General features: G+C 27.0%; 20 protein-coding genes and 1 other annotated feature. Of the genes, 5 read left to right on the top strand and 15 right to left on the bottom strand.

Annotation, left to right across the window (positions count from 1 at the left end; translation table 11 throughout):
* Positions 1-12 precede the first annotated feature (12 nt).
* From J2S18_RS11820 to J2S18_RS11810, 3 genes are all read right to left on the bottom strand, one after another.
* Entirely contained in the window at positions 13-939 is a 927-nt protein-coding gene (locus J2S18_RS11820; protein WP_307487139.1) for an ABC transporter permease, read from the bottom strand.
* A gap of 577 nt (positions 940-1,516) precedes the next feature.
* Entirely contained in the window at positions 1,517-2,650 is a 1,134-nt protein-coding gene (locus tag J2S18_RS11815) for a pyridoxal phosphate-dependent aminotransferase (RefSeq protein WP_307487138.1), read from the bottom strand.
* Entirely contained in the window at positions 2,650-3,195 is a 546-nt protein-coding gene (locus J2S18_RS11810) for a cob(I)yrinic acid a,c-diamide adenosyltransferase (protein ID WP_307487137.1), read from the bottom strand. The genes J2S18_RS11815 and J2S18_RS11810 overlap by 1 nt, the downstream gene beginning before the upstream one ends.
* A gap of 140 nt (positions 3,196-3,335) precedes the next feature.
* Between J2S18_RS11810 and dapD the strand changes: the two genes are divergently transcribed.
* Positions 3,336-4,046: a 2,3,4,5-tetrahydropyridine-2,6-dicarboxylate N-acetyltransferase gene (gene dapD, locus J2S18_RS11805; RefSeq protein ID WP_307487136.1), complete on the top strand. Its 711-nt coding sequence runs from the start codon at positions 3,336-3,338 to the stop codon at positions 4,044-4,046.
* 57 nt (positions 4,047-4,103) lie between these two features.
* Here the strand turns inward: dapD and J2S18_RS11800 are convergent, their stop codons facing one another.
* Complete coding sequence (locus J2S18_RS11800; RefSeq protein WP_307487135.1) at positions 4,104-4,757, bottom strand: single-stranded DNA-binding protein; 654 nt, start codon at positions 4,755-4,757, stop codon at positions 4,104-4,106.
* A gap of 104 nt (positions 4,758-4,861) precedes the next feature.
* The gene (locus J2S18_RS11795) at positions 4,862-5,638 is read right to left on the bottom strand and encodes a polysaccharide deacetylase family protein (protein WP_307487134.1); all 777 of its coding nucleotides are present in this window, start codon (positions 5,636-5,638) and stop codon (positions 4,862-4,864) included.
* A gap of 124 nt (positions 5,639-5,762) precedes the next feature.
* Here J2S18_RS11795 and J2S18_RS11790 point away from each other — a divergent pair, with 124 nt between their 5' ends.
* Positions 5,763-6,299, top strand: a complete 537-nt coding sequence (locus tag J2S18_RS11790) for a DUF4364 family protein (RefSeq protein ID WP_307487133.1) — start codon at positions 5,763-5,765, stop codon at positions 6,297-6,299.
* Here the strand turns inward: J2S18_RS11790 and J2S18_RS11785 are convergent.
* A complete protein-coding gene (locus J2S18_RS11785; protein ID WP_307487132.1) occupies positions 6,283-7,119 on the bottom strand; it encodes a YncE family protein in 837 nt (278 codons plus the stop codon). The genes J2S18_RS11790 and J2S18_RS11785 overlap by 17 nt on opposite strands.
* Before the next feature lie 188 nt (positions 7,120-7,307).
* Between J2S18_RS11785 and J2S18_RS11780 the strand changes: the two genes are divergently transcribed.
* On the top strand, positions 7,308-7,559 hold the full coding sequence (locus J2S18_RS11780) for a TIGR03905 family TSCPD domain-containing protein (protein ID WP_307487131.1): 252 nt from the start codon (positions 7,308-7,310) through the stop codon (positions 7,557-7,559).
* An 84-nt stretch (positions 7,560-7,643) separates the two neighbouring features.
* Here J2S18_RS11780 and J2S18_RS11775 read toward each other — a convergent pair whose 3' ends face one another.
* The gene (locus J2S18_RS11775) at positions 7,644-8,588 is read right to left on the bottom strand and encodes a ribonuclease Z (protein WP_307487130.1); all 945 of its coding nucleotides are present in this window, start codon (positions 8,586-8,588) and stop codon (positions 7,644-7,646) included.
* Positions 8,589-8,717: 129 nt separating this feature from the next.
* Positions 8,718-10,019: a bifunctional folylpolyglutamate synthase/dihydrofolate synthase gene (locus J2S18_RS11770; RefSeq protein WP_307487129.1), complete on the bottom strand. Its 1,302-nt coding sequence runs from the start codon at positions 10,017-10,019 to the stop codon at positions 8,718-8,720.
* Between the two features lie 249 nt (positions 10,020-10,268).
* Between J2S18_RS11770 and J2S18_RS11765 the strand changes: the two genes are divergently transcribed.
* A complete protein-coding gene (locus J2S18_RS11765) occupies positions 10,269-11,531 on the top strand; it encodes an FprA family A-type flavoprotein (RefSeq protein ID WP_307487127.1) in 1,263 nt (420 codons plus the stop codon).
* Between the two features lie 48 nt (positions 11,532-11,579).
* Here the strand turns inward: J2S18_RS11765 and J2S18_RS11760 are convergent, their stop codons facing one another.
* The 6 genes from J2S18_RS11760 to J2S18_RS11735 form a co-directional block, all read right to left on the bottom strand.
* Positions 11,580-12,797, bottom strand: a complete 1,218-nt coding sequence (locus J2S18_RS11760) for a redoxin family protein (RefSeq protein ID WP_307487126.1) — start codon at positions 12,795-12,797, stop codon at positions 11,580-11,582.
* A 53-nt stretch (positions 12,798-12,850) separates the two neighbouring features.
* The gene (locus J2S18_RS11755) at positions 12,851-13,180 is read right to left on the bottom strand and encodes a winged helix-turn-helix transcriptional regulator (RefSeq protein ID WP_307487125.1); all 330 of its coding nucleotides are present in this window, start codon (positions 13,178-13,180) and stop codon (positions 12,851-12,853) included.
* A gap of 124 nt (positions 13,181-13,304) precedes the next feature.
* On the bottom strand, positions 13,305-14,681 hold the full coding sequence (locus J2S18_RS11750) for an FAD-dependent oxidoreductase (protein ID WP_307487124.1): 1,377 nt from the start codon (positions 14,679-14,681) through the stop codon (positions 13,305-13,307).
* 60 nt (positions 14,682-14,741) lie between these two features.
* On the bottom strand, positions 14,742-15,056 hold the full coding sequence (gene trxA / locus J2S18_RS11745) for a thioredoxin (RefSeq protein ID WP_307487123.1): 315 nt from the start codon (positions 15,054-15,056) through the stop codon (positions 14,742-14,744).
* A gap of 211 nt (positions 15,057-15,267) precedes the next feature.
* Entirely contained in the window at positions 15,268-17,913 is a 2,646-nt protein-coding gene (locus J2S18_RS11740; RefSeq protein WP_307487122.1) for a valine--tRNA ligase, read from the bottom strand.
* 52 nt (positions 17,914-17,965) lie between these two features.
* Positions 17,966-18,196 (bottom strand) — a binding site (T-box leader).
* Between the two features lie 57 nt (positions 18,197-18,253).
* Complete coding sequence (locus J2S18_RS11735) at positions 18,254-22,564, bottom strand: acyl-CoA dehydratase activase-related protein (protein WP_307487121.1); 4,311 nt, start codon at positions 22,562-22,564, stop codon at positions 18,254-18,256.
* Positions 22,565-22,791: 227 nt separating this feature from the next.
* On the opposite strand from J2S18_RS11735, the gene J2S18_RS11730 reads away from it, so the two are divergent.
* On the top strand, positions 22,792-23,208 hold the full coding sequence (locus J2S18_RS11730) for a tetratricopeptide repeat protein (protein ID WP_307487120.1): 417 nt from the start codon (positions 22,792-22,794) through the stop codon (positions 23,206-23,208).
* Positions 23,209-23,237: 29 nt separating this feature from the next.
* Here the strand turns inward: J2S18_RS11730 and J2S18_RS11725 are convergent, their stop codons facing one another.
* Positions 23,238-24,296, bottom strand: a complete 1,059-nt coding sequence (locus tag J2S18_RS11725) for a transglutaminase domain-containing protein (RefSeq protein ID WP_307487119.1) — start codon at positions 24,294-24,296, stop codon at positions 23,238-23,240.

Below are 24,296 nucleotides of genomic sequence, written 5' to 3'. Positions count from 1 at the left end.
AAATCTTTCCCCCTATCCTTCAACATCTTCAAGTTTTATTCTTGGATCTATAATTACATATAAAATATCAACTAATAAGTTACAAATAACTATTAAAGTACAAAAGAAAACTACAACTCCAAGTAATGCTGTATAATCTCTATTTGTAATTGTTGAAACAAATTCATTTCCAAGTCCAGGTATTACAAATATTTTTTCAACAACAAAGGATCCTGTAAGTATTGAAGCTACTAGTGGTCCAAGATAAGTTACAACAGGAATAAGTGAATTTCTAAGTGCATGTTTAAAAACAACTACATTTTTATCTAATCCCTTTGCCCTAGCTGTTCTAATATAATCAGATTTTAATACATCTATAAGTTTGCTTCTTGTAAGTCTTGTTATAAACGCCATTGAACTTCCTGCAAGTGCTATAACTGGCATTATAAATGTTTCAGGTCCCTTAAGTCCTACTGCTGGAAGTAATCTTAATTTAACTGTAAAATAATAAATTAATACAGCTCCAATTACAAAACTTGGTACAGTTATACCTAAGGTTGATATAAACATACAAAACTTGTCTGGCCACTTGCCAGCTTTAAGTGCAGAAATTACTCCAAGTAATGTTCCAGCTACTAAAGAAAAAATTATAGAAACAATACCAATTTTAGCTGACTTAGGAAATGAATAAGTAATTATTTCATTTACTTCTCTTCCTCTATATTTTAAAGATTCTCCTAAATCACCCTTTAATAGATTTTTCATATAAATTGAATATTGCTCACTTAACGGTTTGTCTAGTCCATATTTTTCATTTAATACTACTTTCATTTCAGCTGTAATCTTTTCCCCATCAAATGGTCCTCCTGGCATAGCCCTTACCAAAAAGAAGGTTAATGTAACAACTGCCCATATTGTTAAAATACTAGTAAAAACTCTTTTTCCTACGTACTTTAGCATTTTTACCACCCCATTTTCTTTTTCTTGTTTAAAATGTAAATATTTGTTATTAATTATATTATATCTATGTTCATTGTCAAGGAATAATGTTAATTTTATTCTTTTATTTTTGATAAATTATCATATATATTTTTATTTTTTTGATAAACTATCAAAATATTTTCACATCTTTTGAATACGTTTACTACAGCTTTAACAGGTAATTTTTGTAAGTTATTTGTTTCTATTTTTATTTTTTTATGTATCATTATTATTCTTAAATTTAATTAATTTTAAAATTTTTATATTAATTATTTATTTACATTTATTTTCAAACATTTTTTATTTTTTGTTCGTATTTTAAAATCATATCTTATAACCTTTTTAGTAATTAAATTATCTATTTAATAATTATTTTTATATACAACTTTTTATTTAAGCAAATACCTAATAACATTTATTTAAAATTTATAATACATTTTAACCTAATGTTAATTTTAAATGAGGTTTTAACGCTTCTTAATATGTAATTAGAGTTTAATTATCCATAAAAAAATAGCAATTACAAAATGTAACTGCTACACAATAATTTATATAATTATAATTTGTCTATAAACTTCTTTATTTTATTTAAAGCTAATTCTAACTCTTCCATAGAGTAGCAATAAGAAATTCTAATAAACCCTTCTCCACCTACTCCAAAGGCTGTTCCTGGAACACAGGCTACCTTTTCTTCCTGTAATAATCTTTCACAAAATTCATCAGAGGTTAATTTAAATTTTTTAATTGAAGGAAAAACATAAAAAGCACCTTTAGGATCATTAACTTCAAAACCAATTTCTCTTAATTTATTTACAACATAATTCTTTCTGTTTAAAAACTCATTTTTCATTTTTAATACATCATTCATACCATACTTTAATCCTTCAATCATTCCATATTGAACAATAGACGGTGCACAAGATACTCCATATTGGTGAACTTTCATTATTTCCTTCATAATATTTTCACTACATGCTACATATCCAATTCTAAGACCTGTTGCTGAAAACATTTTTGAAAAACCACTAATATATATAATTTTATCTTTTATGCTCTCCTCTTGTGCTACAGAATAATAATCATCATAAATAATTGAAGCATATATTTCATCTGTAATTACAATTATATTTTCATCTTTTATAAATTTTATTAATTCATCTCTTCCACCTTTATCAAGTATTGCTCCTGTTGGATTAGTTGGAAAAGATAAAACTAAATATTTGCAATCTTCTTTTTTAAATTTTTCCTTTATATTATCTACATTAACTGTAAAATCATTATTTAATTCATAATTTACAACTGTTCCTCCAACCATATTTACAATACTTTCATAAGCTGGATAAGCTGGTGTTGGAATTAAAACTTTATCACCTTCATTTAACAATGCCATAAGGCTTGAAAATATTCCTTCGCTGCCACCAACTGTTATACATATTTCTTCTTTATTATATTTAATTCCTAATGTATTTAAATATTTTGATATTTCTTCCCTTAATTCATCAAGTCCTGCATTTTGAGTATACGTTGTTTTGTTCTCTATTAATGCTTTTTCCACACCTTTTTTTACAACATCAGGAGTATTAAAATCTGGCTGCCCAAGAGTTAAAGAAATAGCTCCTTCAACTTTTCTAACTTTATTATAAAATTTTCTTATTCCAGATATTTCAACATTTTCTACTCTATTATTCATTAAAATTCAATCCCCTTTCTTGCCTTAACACCTTCTTTAAAATAATGTTTTACTTCTCTCATTTCTGTAACTAAATTAGCTCTTTCTAATATTTCCTCTGGTACATTTCTTCCTGTCATTATTAACTCTACATTTTTAGGTTTTTTATTTATAATTTCTAAAACTTCTTCAACAGTTAAAAATTTATTTTTAAGAACACCCATAACTTCATCTATAATAAGTACATCACATTTTTCATCTTCTAATATTGAAAGTATAAAGTTATATGCAACCTTTACTTCCTTTTTAACTTCTTCCTTTTCCTCTTCACTAAGGTTCCAAACAAAACCTCTTCTTTTTTCAAACCTAAATATTTGAAAATTACTTCCTAATTCATCTACAGTTTTAAGTTCTCCTGTTTCTCCACTTTTTAAAAATTGAACCATTATAACATTAAGTCCATTTCCATAAGCTCTCATACCTTGACCTATTGCTGCAGTAGTTTTTCCCTTTCCATTACCTGTATATATCTGAACAAAACCTTCTTTTAGTTTCACAAGTATCATCTCCTTTAAAAATATTTTACATTAATCTTAATCTACTATCAAATTTTGTTCTTTTTTCACGCTAACCCTTTCATTATATAAGTTTTTTTATTATAATTAGTTTATTATTAATAAATAATGATTTTAGAAAGGATGATACTATGGAATACAATTTTACTGATCCATATGAAATAGCAAGATTTATAAAAGAAGCTAAAAAATCAACACCAGTTAAAGTATATGTAAATGGTGATTTAAGAGAAGCAAATTTAGAAGGAATAGAATGGTATGGAACTAATGGTTTCTACATATTAATAGGTGAATCTGACTTAATATCAAAGGTTATATTAGATAATAAGCATTTAATAAATCACTTTAGAATAGAAAATGATAGAAGAAACTCTGCAATTCCAATGCTTGATATTCTTGAAGTAGAAGCTAGAATTGAACCAGGTGCTATAATTCGTGATAGAGTTACTATTGGTAAAAATGCTGTTATTATGATGGGTGCCGTTATTAATATAGGTGCTGAAATAGGCGAAGGCACAATGGTTGATATGAATGCTGTTATAGGTGCTCGTGGAAAACTTGGAAAGAGAGTTCACTTAGGTGCAGGAGCAGTTGTTGCTGGAGTTTTAGAACCACCAAGTAAATCTCCTTGTGAAATTGGCGATGATGCTTTAATTGGAGCAAATGCTGTAATATTAGAAGGAGTTAAAGTTGGAAATGGTTCTGTTGTAGCTGCAGGTTCTGTTGTAACAGAAGATGTTCCAGATGGTGTTGTTGTAGCAGGTTCTCCAGCTAGAATAATCAAAACAGTTGATGATAAAACTAAAGACAAAACTCAACTTCTTGATGATTTAAGAAAATAACATATAAGAAAAAGGTATTTGAAAAATTCAAATACCTTTTTTATTTAAAATTAAATTTTATACTGCGCCTTCTTGGCCTTCATTAACTTCTTCTTTTTTAGATCTTTCCATTTTTGATATTGAAACTTCATAGGCTATCTTTTTTATTACTTCTGTTTCTGATATCTTTTTTTGATATTCTCTACTTTGTAATCTTCCCCAAACCTTAATATTATCTCCAACTTCTAATGTCTTGCAAAATCTTGAATTTCTTCCCCATGCAATTGTTGGTATATAGTCTGATTTATTATATGCTCTGTTTACTGCTAGTAAAACGTCTGCAATTTCTCTTCCAAATGGAGTAGTCCTGTATACTGGTTCCTTGCATATATATCCATCTAAAAAAATCTCATTAGGATTTTTGCTTCTTTCTATACAAGGTTCAATATTTCTAGCAAAAACTGTAAGTATTAATTTGTTAGAGCCATCTATAAATTTGTTGTATGATCTTAATTGCCCCTCAACAATTACATCTTTACCCATACTAATATCAAAACCAGCTAATAATCTTTCTGAGATTGTAACATTCAATAAATCTACTGAATCGCTTAACCTCTGTACTTCAAGGCCAAATGTATAGAACCCTTCACCATACATTTCATGACTATACTCTAACTCTGAAACTACCTTTCCTTCAAGATAAATTTTGTTGTTTAACATTAAATTATCCATTGTAAACCCTCTCTCCCTTTGTAATAAACTAATTTGTATAAAATAAAAGACCCCACTTATACTCTTTAATTATAATACACAATTTATGCCATTTTCAACATAAATTATATTTTTTTATGTTGAAGTCCTTCTGAATCAATATAATAATTTTCTTTGTAGATTATTTCACCTACAGTTTTAAACTCATACCCTTCTTCTTTAAGTTCTTTTATTATTCTTTCCAAATTTTTAGTTGTATATTTTGCATTATTATGATAAAGAATTATAGAACCATTTTTAACCTTCTTTTTAACTCTTTCATATTCTACCTTTTCTCCATCTTCACGCCAGTCTATAGAATCAACATCCCATTGAATTGGAATATATCCAAGGTCCTTAACCTTTCTTACTGCCTTTTCATTATAATCTCCACTTGGAAATCTAAATAATTTACTTACATCCTTTGTAAATTTTCTTATTGTTTCATCTGTTCTTCTTATTTCCTTTTCTATTTTTTCGTCACTTATTTGAGAAAAATTTGGATGAATATAACTATGATTTCCTATTTCGTGCCCTTTATCAGCTATTAATTTTAATTTTTCTCCATTTTCTTCTGTATAATTTATCCATGATCCCATTACAAAAAATGTTCCTTTTATATTGTATTTCTCCAGTATGTTTAATATGTCATTTAAATAATCTTTTTCTGCAAAATTTACATCAAAGGTTAATGAGATCTTTTTATCTTCAACATTCACTGAATGAATTGGTAAATTTTTCTCCTTAGCTAATACATCCTTTGTTTCATTATATTTTTTAGTAATAAGTATAATTGAAAAAAATAAAATTATTAAAGTTACTATAGATATAAACTGTAGACTTTTTTTACTTTTTAAATTCAATCTCCTCTCCCCTCTACGCTTTTTATTATATGCTGTTATATTTTTATTTAATTACACTATATTCATTATTTTAAATTTTATGCTATAATTATTAATATACCTAATATAAAATGGAGGCTTAATTATGTACGAAGAGAGTTCATTAGAATTAGCAGAAAATAAATTATTGCTTTTATATATTTTGAAAACCTTAAAACAACCTATTTCTAATACACAACTCACTGAAATAGTTCTTGAGAATAGTTTTATTAACTATTTTACTCTACAACAATACATATCAGAACTTGATGAAGCAAAATTTATTGAATATACGGAAGTAATAGATAAAAAATTATTAAAGCTTACTGATAAAGGTGATAGTGTTCTTTCATTTTTTAAGGATAGAATATCAAAATCAAAAATATCACTTATAAATGAATATGTTAAATCACATATAGATTTAATAAAAAAAGAATTAACAATACATAGTGACTACACTATAGAATCAAATGATAGCTTTATTGTTGATATTAAAGCTTTAGAGGATGATTGCACTTTAATGGAGTTAAAACTTCAAGTGCCAACAAAAAAACAAGCCACCCATCTATGCGACAAGTGGCAAAAAAATCCTTCTGAAATCTATACTCAAATAATAAATCTTTTATTTAATGATTTGAACTAACTAGAATCATTGCATTAGGCTCATTTCCTATTGCAATGGTTTTTAATTTTTCCTGTTTTTCATCTATTACATATAAAATCCCATTAATATAATCACTTATATACATTTCATTTTCTGTTTTAATAACTTTATTTAACATACCACCTAAATTTATCTTCTTAATTTCTCTCCCAGTTTTTATGTTTATTACCCTAACTGTTCCCTCTCCAAAATTAGTAACGTATATCTTTCCATTGTACTCAAATATATCTGATGGAATACTTCCGACCTTTATTCTTTTAATAAGCTTAAAATCATTAATAGAATATATTCCAATAAAACCATCTTTGTCTTCTCCTATATTAGTTTCGCAAACATAAAATAAATTTTTATCCTTTGAGAAAATTATTTTTGATGGATACTCTCCAACTTTTATTACTTTATCTAATTTTCTATTTTTTAAATCAATGCAAGATACTGTACTTTCCATTAAATTAGAAACTAACATTAAATCATTTTTACTATCTATTGTAAAACTTTCTGGATAACTTCCTGAAGGAATTACAAAATCTATAGTCTTTGACATAACATTGTATAATATTATTGAATTTATTTCATTACACAAAATACAGACATATTTTTTATAGAACTTAATATCCTTAGGATTAGGTCCTATATATTCTCTATAGTATTCATTTAAATTTATTAAATCTAAAAAAGAAATACTATTCTCATAACTATTTGCTACTACTCCAATACCTCCTTTTATATCAATACTTCTAGGTCCTATTTCTTTTCCCTTTGATTTTAATTGTAACTTTTCTAAATTAAAACCTTTCACATCTATTCTCCTTATGCAATCATCACAAGTATTACAAATATAAATATTTTCTATTAGTAACACCTCCTAAGGAGTATCTATATCTTTATATATTATGATTTTCATTTCTATTTAGCGACAAAATATACTTTATTTCTTTTATTTTTCTAAGTATAATTAATTTGAGAAATTTTATTTTGGAGGTAGTTATGTATACTTATAAAACAAGTGGTGTGTGTTCAACAGAAATACATTTAGATGTAGAAAATAATATTATAAAATCTGTAGAATTTGTTAGAGGATGTCCTGGAAACTTATTTGGAATTTCTAAACTTGTAGAAGGCATGGATGTTGATGAAGCAATTTCAAGACTTCAAGGTATTAAATGTGGAAGTAAAGACACATCTTGTCCTGATCAATTATCAAAGGCTTTAAAAGAAATTAAAGATAAAAATTTATAAAACTAAAAGAAAAGCAAAATAATAAAACTTTAAAGGATGACTAATTTTCATCATAGTATTTTATTATTTTGCTTTTTTATATTTTTATTCTATAAAATTTAATTCTTTTTTCATGCCATCATAAGCTATATGTGAATTAGTAAATACTTCCGTAGCATTATTTGTAAACTCTTCTGGATTCAACATAGAAGGAGAAAAATGAGTAAAGATTAATTCATGTGAAAAAGATCTTTTTGCTAGGGTTGCTCCTTCTTTAAAGGTCATATGTTTATTTTTAATAGCCTTTTCTAAGTCCTCATTATCCCCATAAGTTCCTTCGCATATAAATAAATCACTTTTACAAATAAAATCTATAATACTATCTATAGGTCTGCTATCTACTATATAGCTTAATACTATTCCTTTTCTTTTTTCTCCTAAAACTAAATCACTAGTATACCTAACACCTTCATAATCTACTACCTCGCCCTTTTGAAGTTTACTCCAAATAATCTTTGGAACATTATTTTTAATAGCAAGGTCTTTATCAAACTTTGCTCTTCTATTTATTTTTATCTTAGCTCCAATACAATCCATTGAATGTTCTAATGGTAAAGTATCTATTTCTATTTCACTTAACTTTTCATCACAAAAATTAATTCTTCCATCATTTAAATTAAAAAATAATTTTTCTTCTTCGCATTCAATAATTTCAATAGAGTATGTAAGATATCTAGCTGTAACCATAAGTCCTTTTATAATATCCTTAATTCCTTTAGGTCCTATAATTATTAAATCTTTTTCTCTTCCACTATTTCTAATAGTTGATAAAAGTCCTGAAATCCCATTTACATGATCTCCATGTCCATGAGTTATAAATATAATATCAATACTTTTAAAACCTAAAGAATACTCCCTTATTCCTATTTGACACCCTTCTCCACAGTCAATTAAAATTTTTCTTCCTCTATAATTAATCATAAGAGAGGAAAGATGCCTATAAGGCATAGGTATACTTCCGCCAGTTCCTATAAAAGTTAAATCTACCATAAAATCCACCTACAATCACCTTTAAATATTTTATCTAATATCTATAGTACTCTTATATTATTAAAATTGTATTATTAAAATATAAATAAACTAAAAGTAATCTTTATATATACTTTTAAACTACATAATCTAATGAAGCTTTATTTTATTTATTATTCCCCTCATCTCTCCAATCATGTATAAAGAACCTGTTACTAAAATTAAATCATCTTCCTTTGCAATACTTAATATACTTTTAAAGGCCTCTTCGTAACTTTCAAAACTTTCTACATTATTATTAACTTTTTCAATTTCCTTTTTAAGTTCACTAGAAAGCTCTGCTCTATCACTATTTGGCGTTAAAGCAATAATTTTTTCACTTAAAGGCGCTATCTCATTTATCATTTCTTCTACCTGTTTATCTGCAAGTATTCCTATTAAAAGATATAAATTATTATATTTAAAATATTTAGTTACATTTTTTGTAAGAGATTTTATTCCTTGAATATTATGAGCTCCATCTATAACAACAGTAGGCTTTTTATTTAAAACTTCAAGTCTTCCCTTCCATTTTGCCTTTTCTACTCCCTTTTCAAGGTTATTTATTTTAAATCCTTCTAATTTAGATAAAACTTCTACAGCCCTTATTGCAAGAGCACAATTTAATATTTGATGTTCTCCTAAAAGTTTTAAATTTAAATAATAATTATTAAGTTTCCCTTTTATTTTTACCTTTTGATAGTATTCATTTTCTTTTACTATACTTAATAACTCGCCATCATCTTTTTTTACTTCATATATTTTTGAATTTTTTTCTTTTGCTATATTTTTAAGTTCATTTAAAGCTTCTTCTTCTTGAGGATATAATACTAAAGGAATACTATCTTTTATTATGCCTCCCTTTTCCCTTGATATCTCTTTTAAACTGTTTCCTAATATATTTGTATGGTCAAGACTAATTGAAGCTATAACACTAACTAAAGGCTTTATAACATTAGTTGAATCTAATCTTCCTCCAAGTCCTACTTCTATAACAGCATAATCAACCTTTCTGCTATAAAAATATAAAAACATTAAACATGTTATTATTTCAAATTCTGTAGGATGACTGTAACCTTCTTTAATTACTTCATCTACTGCCTTTTTTACATCTTTCATATAAAAAGCTAATTCTTCTTTTTTTATATTTTCTCTATTTATTTGAATTCTCTCTTCAAATTCCTCTAAGTAAGGTGAAGTATACATACCCACTTTAAATCCCTCTTCCATTAAAATAGAAGTTATAATTGATGTGGTAGAACCTTTTCCATTTGTTCCTGCAATATGTATGCACTTAATCTTTTTGTGAGGATTTCCTAATATATCAAGGAGCCTTTCTGTTCTCTCTAATCCATAATTTGATCCAAAATTCCCAATTTTTTTAATGTATTCCATTGCTTCTTTATAATTCATTTCATTCGCCCCTTAAATAAATATTATATTTTAATTTTTATTAATTTAAATTTTACACTATTAATATTTTACTAGTAATTATTTTATTGTCAAAAGTTTATAATATATTATGTAATGATTTATATTTTAACAAATTTATCTATTTAATGTTAAAATATCATTTACAATCAATTGCTTTTTTGTTATCATAAATCATATCGAACAATATTTATTATTTTTTAGAAGTTATTATTACAAGAGGTGTTAAATATGAAAAATGTAGAAATAAAAAAAGATATTCATTGGGTAGGTGCATTAGACCCAAACTTAAGAGTTTTTGATATTATAATGTACACTCCATATGGTACAAGTTACAATTCATATGTAGTTAATGGAAGTGAAAAGACAGCTTTATTTGAGACAGTTAAAGAAAAGTGCTTTGATGAGTATTTAGAAACCCTTGAAACTTTAAATATAACTCCAGCTGATATTGACTATATAGTATTAGATCATACAGAACCAGATCATTCAGGTTCAGTTGGAAAACTTTTAGACCTTGCTCCACATGCAAAAGTTGTTGGAACAATGCAAGCAATTTCTTTCTTAAAAGAAATCATAAATAGAGATTTTGATTATATAGTTGCAAAAGATGGTGACACTTTATCTCTTGGAGATAAAACATTAAGATTTATTTCAGCTCCATTTTTACATTGGCCAGATTCAATGTATACATATGTTGAAGAAGATAAAGTTTTAATTACTTGTGATTCTTTTGGTTGTCACTACTCATGCAAAAATATTTTCAATGACTTAATTGAAAATGAAGAAGATTATAATGTTTCATTAAAATATTATTTTGATGCTATCTTTGGACCATTTAAACCTTTTGTTCTTAAAGGTATAGATAAAATTAAAGACTTAGATATAGATATAATTTGTCCAGGTCACGGTCCTATTTTAAGAGAAAATCCATGGGATGTAGTAAATAAGTTTAAAGAATGGGCAACTCCTGTAAAGCCTGAAATAAACGGTGATAAAAAAGTTACTATCTGTTATGTTTCAGCTTACGGCTACACAAAAGAATTAGCTAAATATATTGAAGAAGGACTTAAGAAAAATCATAATGTTGAAGTTAAATCATATGACTTAACAGTAGATAAAGATACTGATGCAATTATGAAAGATATTGATGAATCAGATGGTTTATTATTTGGATCACCAACAATAGTTGGAGAATTATTACCTCCAATTAGAATTTTATTAGCTAATTTAAATCCTATAATTAATGGTAAGAAATTTGCAGCTGCCTTTGGTTCATATGGATGGAGCGGAGAAGCAGTTCCTAGAATAGAAACTAGACTAGAAGAATTAAAGATGAAATTAGTTCATCCAGGTTTACGTGTTAAATTCAGAGCTTCTAAAGAACAAATTGAAGAAGCTATAGAATTTGGTGATAACTTCTCAAAAATAATGTTTGGAGAAAAGAGCATTAATCCTGTAGATCACGGTCAATGCGATGTAGCTAAAAAATAATTGTATATTTAAAGGAGAAGAATTAAATTCTTCTCCTTTTTTATTATTTTATTTAGTGCTTTCTATTATATTTTTCATAGTACTCTCATCCATTGCACCTGGTATATATTTTGTTATATAGCCCTCTTTATTTATTATAAATGTTGATGGATATGCACTTATTCCATATTGCTGAATCATAGTACCACCTTCATCAAATACAATTGGGAAAGTATGACCATTTTTACTTAAAAATTCTTTTATATCTTCTTTTGAACCTTCTTTTCCTAAATTAGGTGATGCCACTCCAAGTATTACTACATCTCCTTTATTCTTATTGTATTTCTTATAAATATTTTCAATATAAGGCATCTCTTCCCTACATGGCGGACACCATGTTGCCCAAAAATTCAAAAATATTGTTTTTCCCTTATATTTACTAAGTGTATGCTTTTTTCCATACTGATCATATAGAGTAAAATCTATTGGTTTTATTTTATCAGCTGAATCATCTTTATTTTCTTTTGTATCTTTATTATCCTCTGATTTTTGTATATCTTTTTCTACTATATTTGTCTTATTTTTATTATTTGCGCTTATTTCTTTATTTATATTTAAAACTCCATTAAATAACATAATTGACCCAGCTATAATAATAAATATTCCACTTAAATTTTTTATCATTCCCATATATTTTTTAGCTTTATCAATCTTTTCAAATAATTTATTATAAAATAGAGTTACAATTATAAATGGCAGTATAAACCCTATTGTATAAATTAATATAAGAAAGTTAGCTTCTAATGCATTTTTTGAAGTGGAAGACATAATTAACACAGATGATAATATTGGTCCAATACAAGGTGTCCAACCAAAACTAAAGGTAAATCCTAATAAAAAAGCAGATAATGGAGACATATTTTTCGATTTAATATTTAATCTTTTTTCTCTACTTAAAAGTTCAGATTTTATAACTCCTAAATAAAATAATCCCATAATAATTATTATGATTCCACCAAAGATCATTATCATATTTTTATTTGTATTAAAAAATGAAGTTAATGCATTTATAGATGAACCTAATATGAAAAATGTGGTAGATATACCAAGAGTAAAAAATATAGTATTTTTAAGTAATAAACTACTCTTAAAATTAGAATCCTTTATGTTATCTACACTGCTATTAGATAACATACTTAAATATATAGGTAATATTGGTAATATACACGGTGAAAAAATCGACAGTACTCCCTCTATGAATACAATAAAAAAATTAATATTTCCCATTTATAAACCCCTCCAACTCTAAAACACAGACTAATATTTTCATATAAAAATTATTATTCACAAAGTAAATTGTTATTGCTCCAATTTATCATCTTCTCCATAATAGGTAATAATAATAATCCTGACTTACTTAAATAATATGTAGATTCAACTATATTATTAATTGTCTTTTTATCGTTAATTATAATATTATTATTTATTAATAACTCTAATTGTTGTGATAACATTTTTTTACTACACCCTTTAAGATTTCTTAATAACTCTCCAAACCTTATTTTTTCCTCTTGTATACTCCATATTATTTCTGCAACCCATTTCTTTCCTAATATATTTGATAGAGCTTCAACAGGACAATCATAAATCATTTCATCTACGCTATACATTTAAAAACCCCCAATACAATAAAATTAATATAATTATAACCTACATACTAAGCTTATCAATATATCTTTAAATAACTTTTAATAAATAATTATTCTTTTCTTCACGTAAAACTCTTTAAAAATACTATATTAATGAAAACAAATCATTTAAGGATTCACTCATAGTAGGATGAGTAAATATATTATCTCTTAAAAATGTATAATCTTTACCAGATTTCATAGTAGCACTTACTATATTTATTACTTCACTTGATTCTGCTGCTAATAATGTAACTCCAAGCATTTTATCTGTTTTAGCATCAACTACAGCTTTCATAATACCTTCTGTTTCTTCTATAACTCTAGCCCTTGGAATATTTGCTACTTTTAATTTAGCTATTTTAATTTCATATCCCTTATCCCTAGCTTCTTTTTCACTTAATCCAACTCTTGATAAACTTGGTTCTATAAATACTGAATATGGTATATCCCCTCTATCATCAGTTGTTCTTACTCCTTCTCCAAATAAATTATCTTTTATAATTCTAAAGTCATCTAATGATACATAAGTAAATTGTAATCCACCATTAACATCACCAATAGCCCATATGTTTGATACATTTGTTTTTAGTCTATTATTAACAGCTATTGCACCTCTATCTGTAACCTTTACTCCTGCATTTTCTAAATTTAAACCTTCCGTATTTGGTTTTCTACCTATTGCAATTAAAACTGCATCTCCTTCTATATTTACTTCCTCATTATTTGAAATGTCTAAATAAGATACTTTAACCTTTTCCTCTTCTTCTTTAAAGGATTTCACCTTTGCATTTAGTTTAAATGAAATACCTTTTTTCTCTAATATTTCTTTTACATTAGCAGAAATTTCATCATCTTCTCTAACTGCAATTTTTGAAGAAGCCTCTATTACTGTTACCTTTGAACCAAAACTTGCATATATTGATGAAAATTCAAGCCCAATATATCCTCCACCAACTATAATCAAATGTTTAGGTAACTCTTTTAAATTCATTATTGTAGTACTTGTATATATTTTTTTACCATCTTTTATTCCATTTATTTCTGGAATTATAGTAGATGCTCCAGTATTAATGAATATATTTTCTCCTTCCAAAATAATATTTTCATTCTTTCCTTTAACTTCAATTTTTGTATTTGATATAAAGGATGCTACTCCATTATATATATCAATATTTTCATTATCATTTAACATATTAAAATTTTTAGTTCTTAACATAGATATTAAATTATCTTTATATTCTATAGCCTTTTTATACTCATTTGCTTTTTCTTCAAATGTATCTAAATCTTTATATAAAGAAATTTTAGATCTATTAACTAACACTTTTGTTGGAATACATCCAACATTAATGCATGTTCCTCCATACATTTCATTTGACTTTTCAATTAAAGCCACCTTTTTTCCTATCTTTCCTAAATATCCAGCAAGGGTTTTACCACCTTTACCAAAACCAATTATTATAGCATCATATTTATTCATTTTAATTTTTCTCCTAACCTTTATTTATTAGTTAATATAACTTTTAATTCATAAAAGATATTAAATACTTTTCTCTATAAATTCTATTAAAGATTCTTTTGGTAAAAAACCTGACTTTGTAATACTTTCCTTACCATTTTTAAATATCTTTATTGTTGGTATATTTGTAATCCTATAATCTTTTGCAACATTTTTATTTTCATCTATATTAACTTTAACTATTTTTATATTTTTCATTTCTGCTTGTACTTCTTCTAATAATGGAGCTAACATACTACATGGTCTACACCAATTTGCAAAAAAATCAACAACTACTACTCCCTTTTCTTTTAACACTTCATCTTCAAATTCTTTTTCATTTATATGTTTTACCATAATTAATTCCTCCTAAATTTCATTTTTAACTCCTTTGAATTTATTTTATCAACCTAATTTTAATTGAACAATTAGGCACTTTAAAGTTACTACCTTTCATAAATAAAATTAATTATAAAACTATAAAATATATAAAGAGTTTCGAAAAAATTTTAAATTAATATAAAAAATAAAGGATTGGTATTTAAGTATACCAATCCTTTATTTAAAATTATTTTAATGTATCGATTCTGCCTTTAACAGCTTCTAACATTTCAACATATTTAGCTCTCTTTTCCTTTTCACCTAATACTACTTTTTCAGGAGCCTTAGCTACAAAGCCTGCATTTGAAAGTTTTTTATCTATTCTTTCAATTTCTCCTTCTAATTTCTTAAGTTCTTTATTTAATCTTTCAAGTTCCTTTTCTCTATCTACTAAATCAAGAAGTGGCATAAATAATTCTCCACCATTTACAACTATTGATACAGCATTTTCTGGAACTTCATTTTTATCTTCTATAAATGAAACATTAGATGCTGATGCTAATTTTTCTATATAAGCTGCACCCTTACTAAAGGCATCCTTTGCTTCATCTGAAATATAGCATATAACATTAGCTTTTCTAGATGGCTTAACATTCATTTCAGCTCTTAAATTTCTTAAGTTTTTAATAGCTTCAATAACAAATGCCATATCCTCTTCTGCCTTTACATCAAGTAATTCTTCTTTATATTCTGGCCAAGCTGATAATGTTATTGTTTCTTCCTTATCATTTAAATGAGTAAAGATTTCTTCTGTTATAAATGGCATTACTGGATGAAGAAGCTTAAGACCTGTTTCTAGCACTGTAAATAATACATTGTATGTTATTCCCTTAGCTTTCTCATCTTCTCCATATAGAACTGGTTTTACAAGTTCTATGTACCAATCACAAAATTCAGTCCACATGAAATCATAAACTTTTTGAAGTGCTATTCCAAGTTCAAATTTATCCATATTTTCTGTAACTTCTGTAACTAAAGTATTTAATTTTGAAAGAATCCATCTATCTGCTAAAGTATAATCTTTTAAATCTTTATATTTGTTCATTAACTCTCTATCTAAGTTCATCATAACAAATCTTGAAGCATTCCAAATCTTATTTGCAAAGTTTCTAGCTGATTCTACTCTTTCTGGATAATATCTAATATCATTACCTGGTGCATTACCAGTTACAAGCATAAATCTTAAAGCATCTGCTCCATAAGTATCAATAACTTCTAATGGATCTACTCCGTTTCCTAAAGATTTACTCATTTTTCTTCCTTCTGAGTCTCTTATTATTCCATGTATTAATACATTTTCAAATGGTGTTTCTCCCATATTGTGTATTCCACTAAATATCATTCTAGCAACCCAGAAGAATATAATATCATATCCAGTAACTAAAGTATTTGTTGGATAGAAATATTCTAAATCTTCTGTTTTATCTGGCCATCCAAGAGTTGAGAAAGGCCATAATGCTGATGAGAACCATGTATCTAAAACATCTGTTTCTTGTTCTAAATTATGGCTTCCACATTTTTCACAAGTAGTTATTTCTTCTGTTGATACATTTATGTGGTTACAATCTTTACAGTACCATACTGGTATTCTGTGTCCCCACCATAATTGTCTTGATATACACCAGTCTTGAATGTTTTCCATCCAGTTGAAATAAGTTTTTTCAAATCTTTCTGGTATAAACTTAGTTTTGTTATTTCTTACAACTTCTATAGCTGGGTCTGCTAAAGATTCCATCTTTACATACCATTGTTTTGATATTATTGGTTCTATTACAGTTCCACATCTATCATGTGTTCCTACATTATGAGTGTGATCCTTTATTTTAACTAAAAGTCCAAGATCCTCAAGATCCTTAACTATAGCTTTTCTTGCTTCATATCTTTCTAAGCCTTCATATTTTCCACCATTTTCATTTATGAAGCCCCTATCATCCATAACTCTTATTTCTTTTAAGTTATGTCTCTTTCCTACTTCAAAATCATTTGGATCGTGAGCTGGAGTTATTTTAACTGCTCCTGTTCCAAATTCAATATCAACATAGTCATCTCCAACTATTGGAATTTCTCTATTTACTAATGGAAGAATTAAAGTTTCTCCTATAAGATGTTTAAATCTATCATCATTTGGATTAACTGCAACAGCTGTATCTCCAAGTAATGTTTCTGGTCTTGTTGTTGCAATTTCTAAGAAACCTTCTCCATTTTTAAGTGGATAATTTATATGCCAAAAGTGTCCATTTTGTTCTGCATATTCTATTTCTGCATCTGATAGTGCTGTTTGACATTTAGGACACCAATTAGTTATTCTATTTCCTTGGTATATAAGACCTTCATTGTATAACTTAACAAATACATGTTTAACTGCCTTATCTAAATGTTCATCCATTGTAAATGCTTCTCTTGTAAAATCAGCAGAACATCCCATCTTTTTAAGTTGAGTTCTTATTCTGCCTCTATATTCATCTGTCCATTCCCAAACTTTTTCTAGGAAAGCTTCTCTTCCCATTTCCTTCTTCTTAAGTCCCTTTTTAAGAAGTTCATTTTCAACTTTAACTTCTGTTGCAATTGATGCATGGTCTTGACCTGGAAGCCAAAGAGTTTCAAATCCTTGCATTCTTTTAAATCTTATAAGCATATCTTGAAGGGTATTATCAAGTGCATGACCTAAATGTAATTTTCCTGTTATGTTTGGTGGTGGCATAACTATTGAATATGATTTTTTATTTTTATCGATTACTGGTGTAAAATATTTTTTTTCTTCCCAATTTTTATAAATTCTATCTTCAAATTCTTTTGGATTATATGTTGTTTCAATATTTCTTATATCTGACATTTAAACTCCTCCTAAAATTAATATATTGAATAAAAAAAGAACCTTCATCCTACAAAAGGACGAAAGTTCGTGGTACCACCTTTATTCCTACAAGGTTTATTAATAAACCTTTATAAGCTCTTAATTCAAATAACGACCTAGAAAAATGGCCGTCTTTAGTTACTATTATTTCACTAAAGAAACTCAAAAGCTACCTTCAAAATATTCAGTATAAAGGGCTCTCACCTAATCCCTTCTCTCTTTGATACTTCCTAAATCTACTCCTCTTTATCTTTGCATTTAATATATACAATTTTATGTACATATTATGTTATATCATTAATTGACTTTTGTCAATTAATTATTGATGCAAAGTAACACTTGCTTCTTTAAAAGCTTGCTTTACTACTTCTTCTTCATGTACATTAATTTCTTTAACTTTACTTTCTTCTTCTTTTAATTTTTTAAATGCAACTGAAAGCATAAGTTTAATTCTATTTACTTGATTTACAACTGAAGCTCCTGGGTCGTAATCAACAGCAACTATATTTGCCTTTGGATAATTTTTCTTTAAAGCTTTCATCATTCCTTTACCAGTTACATGGTTTGGAAGGCAAGCAAATGGTTGCATACAAACAATATTGTCTGCTCCAGTTTTTATAAGCTCTATCATTTCAGCTGTTAAAAACCATCCTTCTCCAGTTTGATTTCCTAATGAAAGTATATTTGAAGCTAAACGTCCAAGTTCTTTAATATTTTTTGGTGATTCAAATCTTTCACTTTCATCTAAAGCTTTTTTCATTTCTTTTCTATAGCTTTCCATATATTTCATAGCAATAAGACTTAAATCTCTTGATGTTCTGCTAAATGCTAAATATTTATATTTAAATTCACTATCGTAAGCTGAATAGAAGAAGAAATCTAAAAGATCTGGAACAACAGCCTCTGCTCCTTCACTTTCTAAAAGACTTACTATATCATTATTAGCTGTTGGATGATATTTAACTAATATTTCTCCAACTACACCAACTCTTGGCTTTTTAATATTTAATAATTCTAATTCATCAAAGTCTTTTATTATATCTTTAACATTTTTATTAAATTCTCTCTTGCTTCCATTTTTAACATTTTCTTTTGCAATTTTATTCCACTTATTATAAAGCTCATTTGCAGATCCTTTTACCTTTTCATAAGGTCTTGTTCTATATAAGACTCTCATAAATATATCCCCATAAATAAGTGCCATTAAAGCTCTCTTTACAAGTTTTATTGTAACTTTAAATCCTGGCTGCTTTTCAAGTCCAACTGCATTTAATGAAAGAATTGGAACATTACTAAATCCAGCATTTTTCATAGCAAGCTTTAAAAATCCAATATAATTTGTAGCTCTACACCCTCCACCAGTTTGAGATATTATAACTGATGTATTATTTAAATCGTATTTTCCTGATTTTAAAGCCTTTATTATTTGTCCAATTACAATTATTGATGGATAGCATGCATCATTATTTACATACTTTAATCCCTCTTCTACTGCACCTTTATCACTAGCTGGTAATATTTCAAGGTTATATCCTGATGCCTTTATAGCCTCTTCTAAAATATTAAAATGTATTGGTGACATTTGTGGACATAATATTGTATGATTTTTTTTCATTTCCTTTGTAAATATAGGATTTTTATATTCTATATTTTGAGTTATAGGAACATAACTATTTCTTTCTCTCTCTTCTATAGCCGCCTTTAATGATCTTATTCTTATTTTAGCAGCTCCTAAATTATTTCCTTCATCTATTTTAAGTACAGTATATATTTTTCCTTTTTCCTCTAGAATTTCATTTACTTGATCTGTTGTTACAGCGTCTAATCCACATCCAAAAGAATTAAGTTGAATCATTTCAAGTACATCTGAATCTCTAACATAAGCTGCTGCTCTATATAATCTTCCATGATATGTCCATTGGTCAACAACTCTTAAAGGTGCATGTAATTCTCCAAGTTCTGATACACTATCTTCTGTTAAAACAGCCATTCCAAAGGAATTTATAACATCTGGAATACCATGATTTATTTCTGGGTCTATATGATATGGTCTTCCTGTTAGTACTATACCCTTTTTATTGTTCTTTTTAAGATATTCAATTACTTCTTTTCCTTTATCTTGTATATCTTTTTTATAGTTTTCCCTTTCAACAAAAGCTTTGTTTACAGCTTCTTTTGCTTCCTTTATATCTATATTAAAATCTTTAAATTCTTCTACTATTCTCTTAGCTAAAACTTTTTTATCATCTAAAGAGAAAAATGGTGCTATAAATTTTATATTTTTCTCTTCAAGTATATCCATATTATTTTTTATTACTTCAGGATATGAAGTAACCATTGGACAATTATAATGATTAGTAGAATCACTAAATTCCTTCTTTTCATATGGAATACAAGGATAAAATATTGTATCTACTCCATTTTCTATTAATGCCATTATATGACCATGTACAAGCTTTGCTGGATAACAAGCTGAATCTGAAGGAATTGTATCTATTCCTTTTTCATAAAGTTTCTTTGATGAAACTGGTGATGAAACAACTCTAAATCCTAGTTCTGTAAGTAAAGTAAACCATAAAGGATAATTTTCATACATGTTAAGTACTCTTGGTATTCCAATTGTACCTCTCTTTGCCTCTTCTTTCTTTAAAGGCTTATATCCAAAAGTTCTTTTAAATTTATACTTATAAAGATTTGGAACTTTTTCCTTGCTTATATTAAGTCCAAGTGGTCTTTCACATCTATTACCTGATATAAATTTTTCATTAGTTGAAAAAGTATTTTCAGTTAATAAGCAGTTATTACCGCACATTCCACATCTTCTAAATTCTGAAGTCATTTTAAAATCTTTAACTTCTTCCTTAGGTAATATAGAAGATTTTTCTCCTTCAGTGTATCTTTCTTTTGAAATTAGTGCTGCTCCAAATGCTCCCATAAGTCCTGCAATATCTGGTCTTATAACTTCTCTTCCTGATATTTTTTCAAAACTTCTAAGAACAGCATCATTATAGAAAGTTCCACCTTGAACTATTATTTTTTCTCCCATTTCCTTTTCGTCTCTAATTTTTATAACCTTATATAAAGCATTCTTAATTACTGAATAAGAAAGTCCTGCTGATATATCTCCAACAGTTGCCCCTTCCTTTTGTGACTGCTTAACTCTTGAATTCATAAATACAGTACATCTTGATCCTAAATCAACTGGTGACTTAGAAAATAAAGCTTCCTTTGCAAAATCTTGAACTTCTAATCCAAGGGATTTACCAAAGGTTTCTATAAATGAACCACAACCTGAAGAACAAGCTTCATTTAAAAGTATACTGTCTATTACTCCACCTTTTATTCTTAAACACTTCATATCTTGACCACCGATATCAAGTATAAAATCTACTCCTGGCAAGAAGTATTCAGCAGCTTTATAGTGAGCAATTGTTTCAATTTCTCCAATATCCATATGAAGAGCTGCCTTTATTAAAGCTTCTCCATATCCTGTAACTGTACTATTTGCAATTTCCACACCCTCTGGAAGTTTATTATATAAATCATTTATAATTCCTACTATAGCCTTTAATGGATTTCCTTCATTACTTCCATAAAATGAGTATACTATTTCTTTATTTTCATTAATTAAAACAACTTTAGTTGTTGTAGAACCTGCATCAATTCCTAAAAATACCTTGCCTTTAACATCCTCTAAAGAACCTCTCTTAGCTTTTGCTCTGTCATGTCTTTCTTTAAATTCTTTATAATCTGATTCTCCCTTAAATAAGGCAGGTAATCTTTCTATATTATCATCCTTTGCTTCTCCAATTGTATTAACTTTATCAATTAAGTTTTTAAAGGAAATTGCTTTTTCTTCCTCTGATAAAAGTGCTGCACCCATAGCAACAAACAATTGTGAATTCTTTGGAAATATTATTTCATTCTCTTTAAGCTCTAAAGTCTCAATAAATCTATTTCTAAGTTCTGATAAAAAGTAAAGTGGTCCTCCTAAAAAAGCAACATTTCCTTTTATAGGCTTACCACATGCAAGACCACCTATTGTTTGATTAACAACTGCCTGAAGAACAGACGCTGCTATATCTTCTTTTTTAGCTCCTTCATTAATAAGTGGTTGGATATCAGTTTTTGCAAAAACACCACATCTTGAAGCAATTGGATATATAACCTTATGCTTTTTTGCAAGTTCATTAAGTCCTGAAGCATCTGTATTTAAAAGTGATGCCATCTGATCTATAAATGCACCTGTACCTCCAGCACATGTACCATTCATTCTTTGTTCAATTCCACCCTTTAAATAAGTTATCTTTGCATCCTCTCCACCAAGTTCAATTGCAACATCAGTTTGAGGTATAACCCTCTCTATAGTTTCAGTACAAGCAATAACTTCTTGCACAAACTTAACATTAAGCCAATTAGAAACTGAAAGCCCTCCAGATCCTGTAATGGTTACTGTAATTTTCCTATCCCCTATTTTCTCATAACATTCTTTCATTAACCCAATTATAGTATTTTTTATATCTGAATAATGTCTTCTATATTCAGAAAAAATCATAGTATTATCATCTGTTAATAATACTAGTTTTACGGTAGTAGACCCTACATCTAACCCCAATTTATAATTGTTCATTAATTTACACCTACTTATCAATTTTAAATAAAACACCTATATATGTATTATATATTAACTTAATCTCAAATCAACATTTTATGCGAAATTATAATTACATTTATCTAAAATTTAAGATTAATTTAAAGTTTTTTTAAATTTTTAGTATAAATTTGGTAGACTTCGTATATAATATAAAAACTATGTACATACTATAAACACAAAGAATTTTTTTCCTTTAATAATATATGATACGATTTAAATTTTTATTATTTTTATATAAAAAGTTTATTATTCTTAAGGAGGTTACTGTGAATTACTTTAGCGAAGCAAATAGACTTTACAATACGAAAGAATATGAAGAAGCAATTAAATTTTATCAAAAGGCTGTAGAATTTAAAGAAAATGAAGCCTGCTCTTATTATAATTCTGGAGTTTGTTTTATTAAACTTAAAAATTATGAAGGGGCAATTAATATGTTAAAAAAAGCAATTACCCTTCAAAGAGATAGTAAATATTTTTTCAATCTTGGTTATTGCTACGCAATGAAACAAAATAATAATAAAGCCTTAATATATTTTAATATGTCCTGGGCTTTAGATAATAAAGATAAAGATTGTGAAAAAGCCATTAATTTAATACTTTCTAAACACAAAAAAGATTAGCATTTATATTTATGCTAATCTTTTTATATTTACCATTCACCGGCAATACTCTTTTCTTTGTGGTCAGAATTAAAATTAGGATTATCAAAATAATTTCCTGCCATATAAAATGTTGGGTCTACTTTAATCCATTTTCTTTCATTTTTTAAATAAACTTCATTCCATGCATGACTTATATATTCTTCCCCATTATAAGCCTCACCAATTACCATTCTAACTTTAAGGTTAACAGCTCTACACATGGCTACATATAGGCAGGCATAATCAAAGCAAATTCCCTTTCTTGTTTCAAAGGTTTGTATTGCTCCACTATTTGTTACATTATTTTTATTCATAACTTTTTCAGCCTTAAAATCATCATATTTTATATGAGTTCCTATCCAAGTATATATAGCTTTTGCTTTTTCTCTGTCAGTTTTTAAATTTGCTGTAATTTCCCTTGCTTTATTGTTAATAGCACTATTAGATTCTATTCCTTCTTTTAAGGTAACACCATTATAATAAACAACTGTTGAATTCGATATGTCTTGTACAAGTCCACTTTTTATTTTACTTATTTTCTTTTCATCTATTAAATTTGAAATTTTATGATATGCTTTTAGATTTGAAAACATATTTACTTTATATTTAGGACTTGCAAATCCATTATACGTAACTATTGCAATTAGGATGCATAAAACTATTAGCATTCCTCTTATAAGTCCTAAAAGAGTACTAAAAATAAATAATAAAACCTTATTATTTGAAAGTCCTCTGTTAAAATCAAAATTAAATATAGAATTAATAAGTCTAAAAATCGTATATATAATCCATTTTATAACAAAAAATATTATAAGAAATATTAATAGTTTTATTACTATATTTAAAGTTTTATCTGGACTTATATTAAGTAAAAAACTTTCTATTTTATTATTAAAAAAATTATAAAACAAAAATATTATAAAAAAACTAATTACACTTGATATACTACCAATTATAGAAGCAATAACATTTTCTAAATCTCTACTTACCATAACATTTTTTATACTTGTTATGATAGTCCAAGCAATTATTACTAAAATAATTATTTGTGATAAATTTAAATTCAT

It is taken from the genome of Eubacterium multiforme, from assembly GCF_030813415.1.
GTDB classification, from domain to species: Bacteria; Bacillota; Clostridia; order Clostridiales; family Clostridiaceae; genus Clostridium; species Clostridium multiforme.
This window is presented reverse-complemented; position numbering and strand designations above follow the sequence as displayed.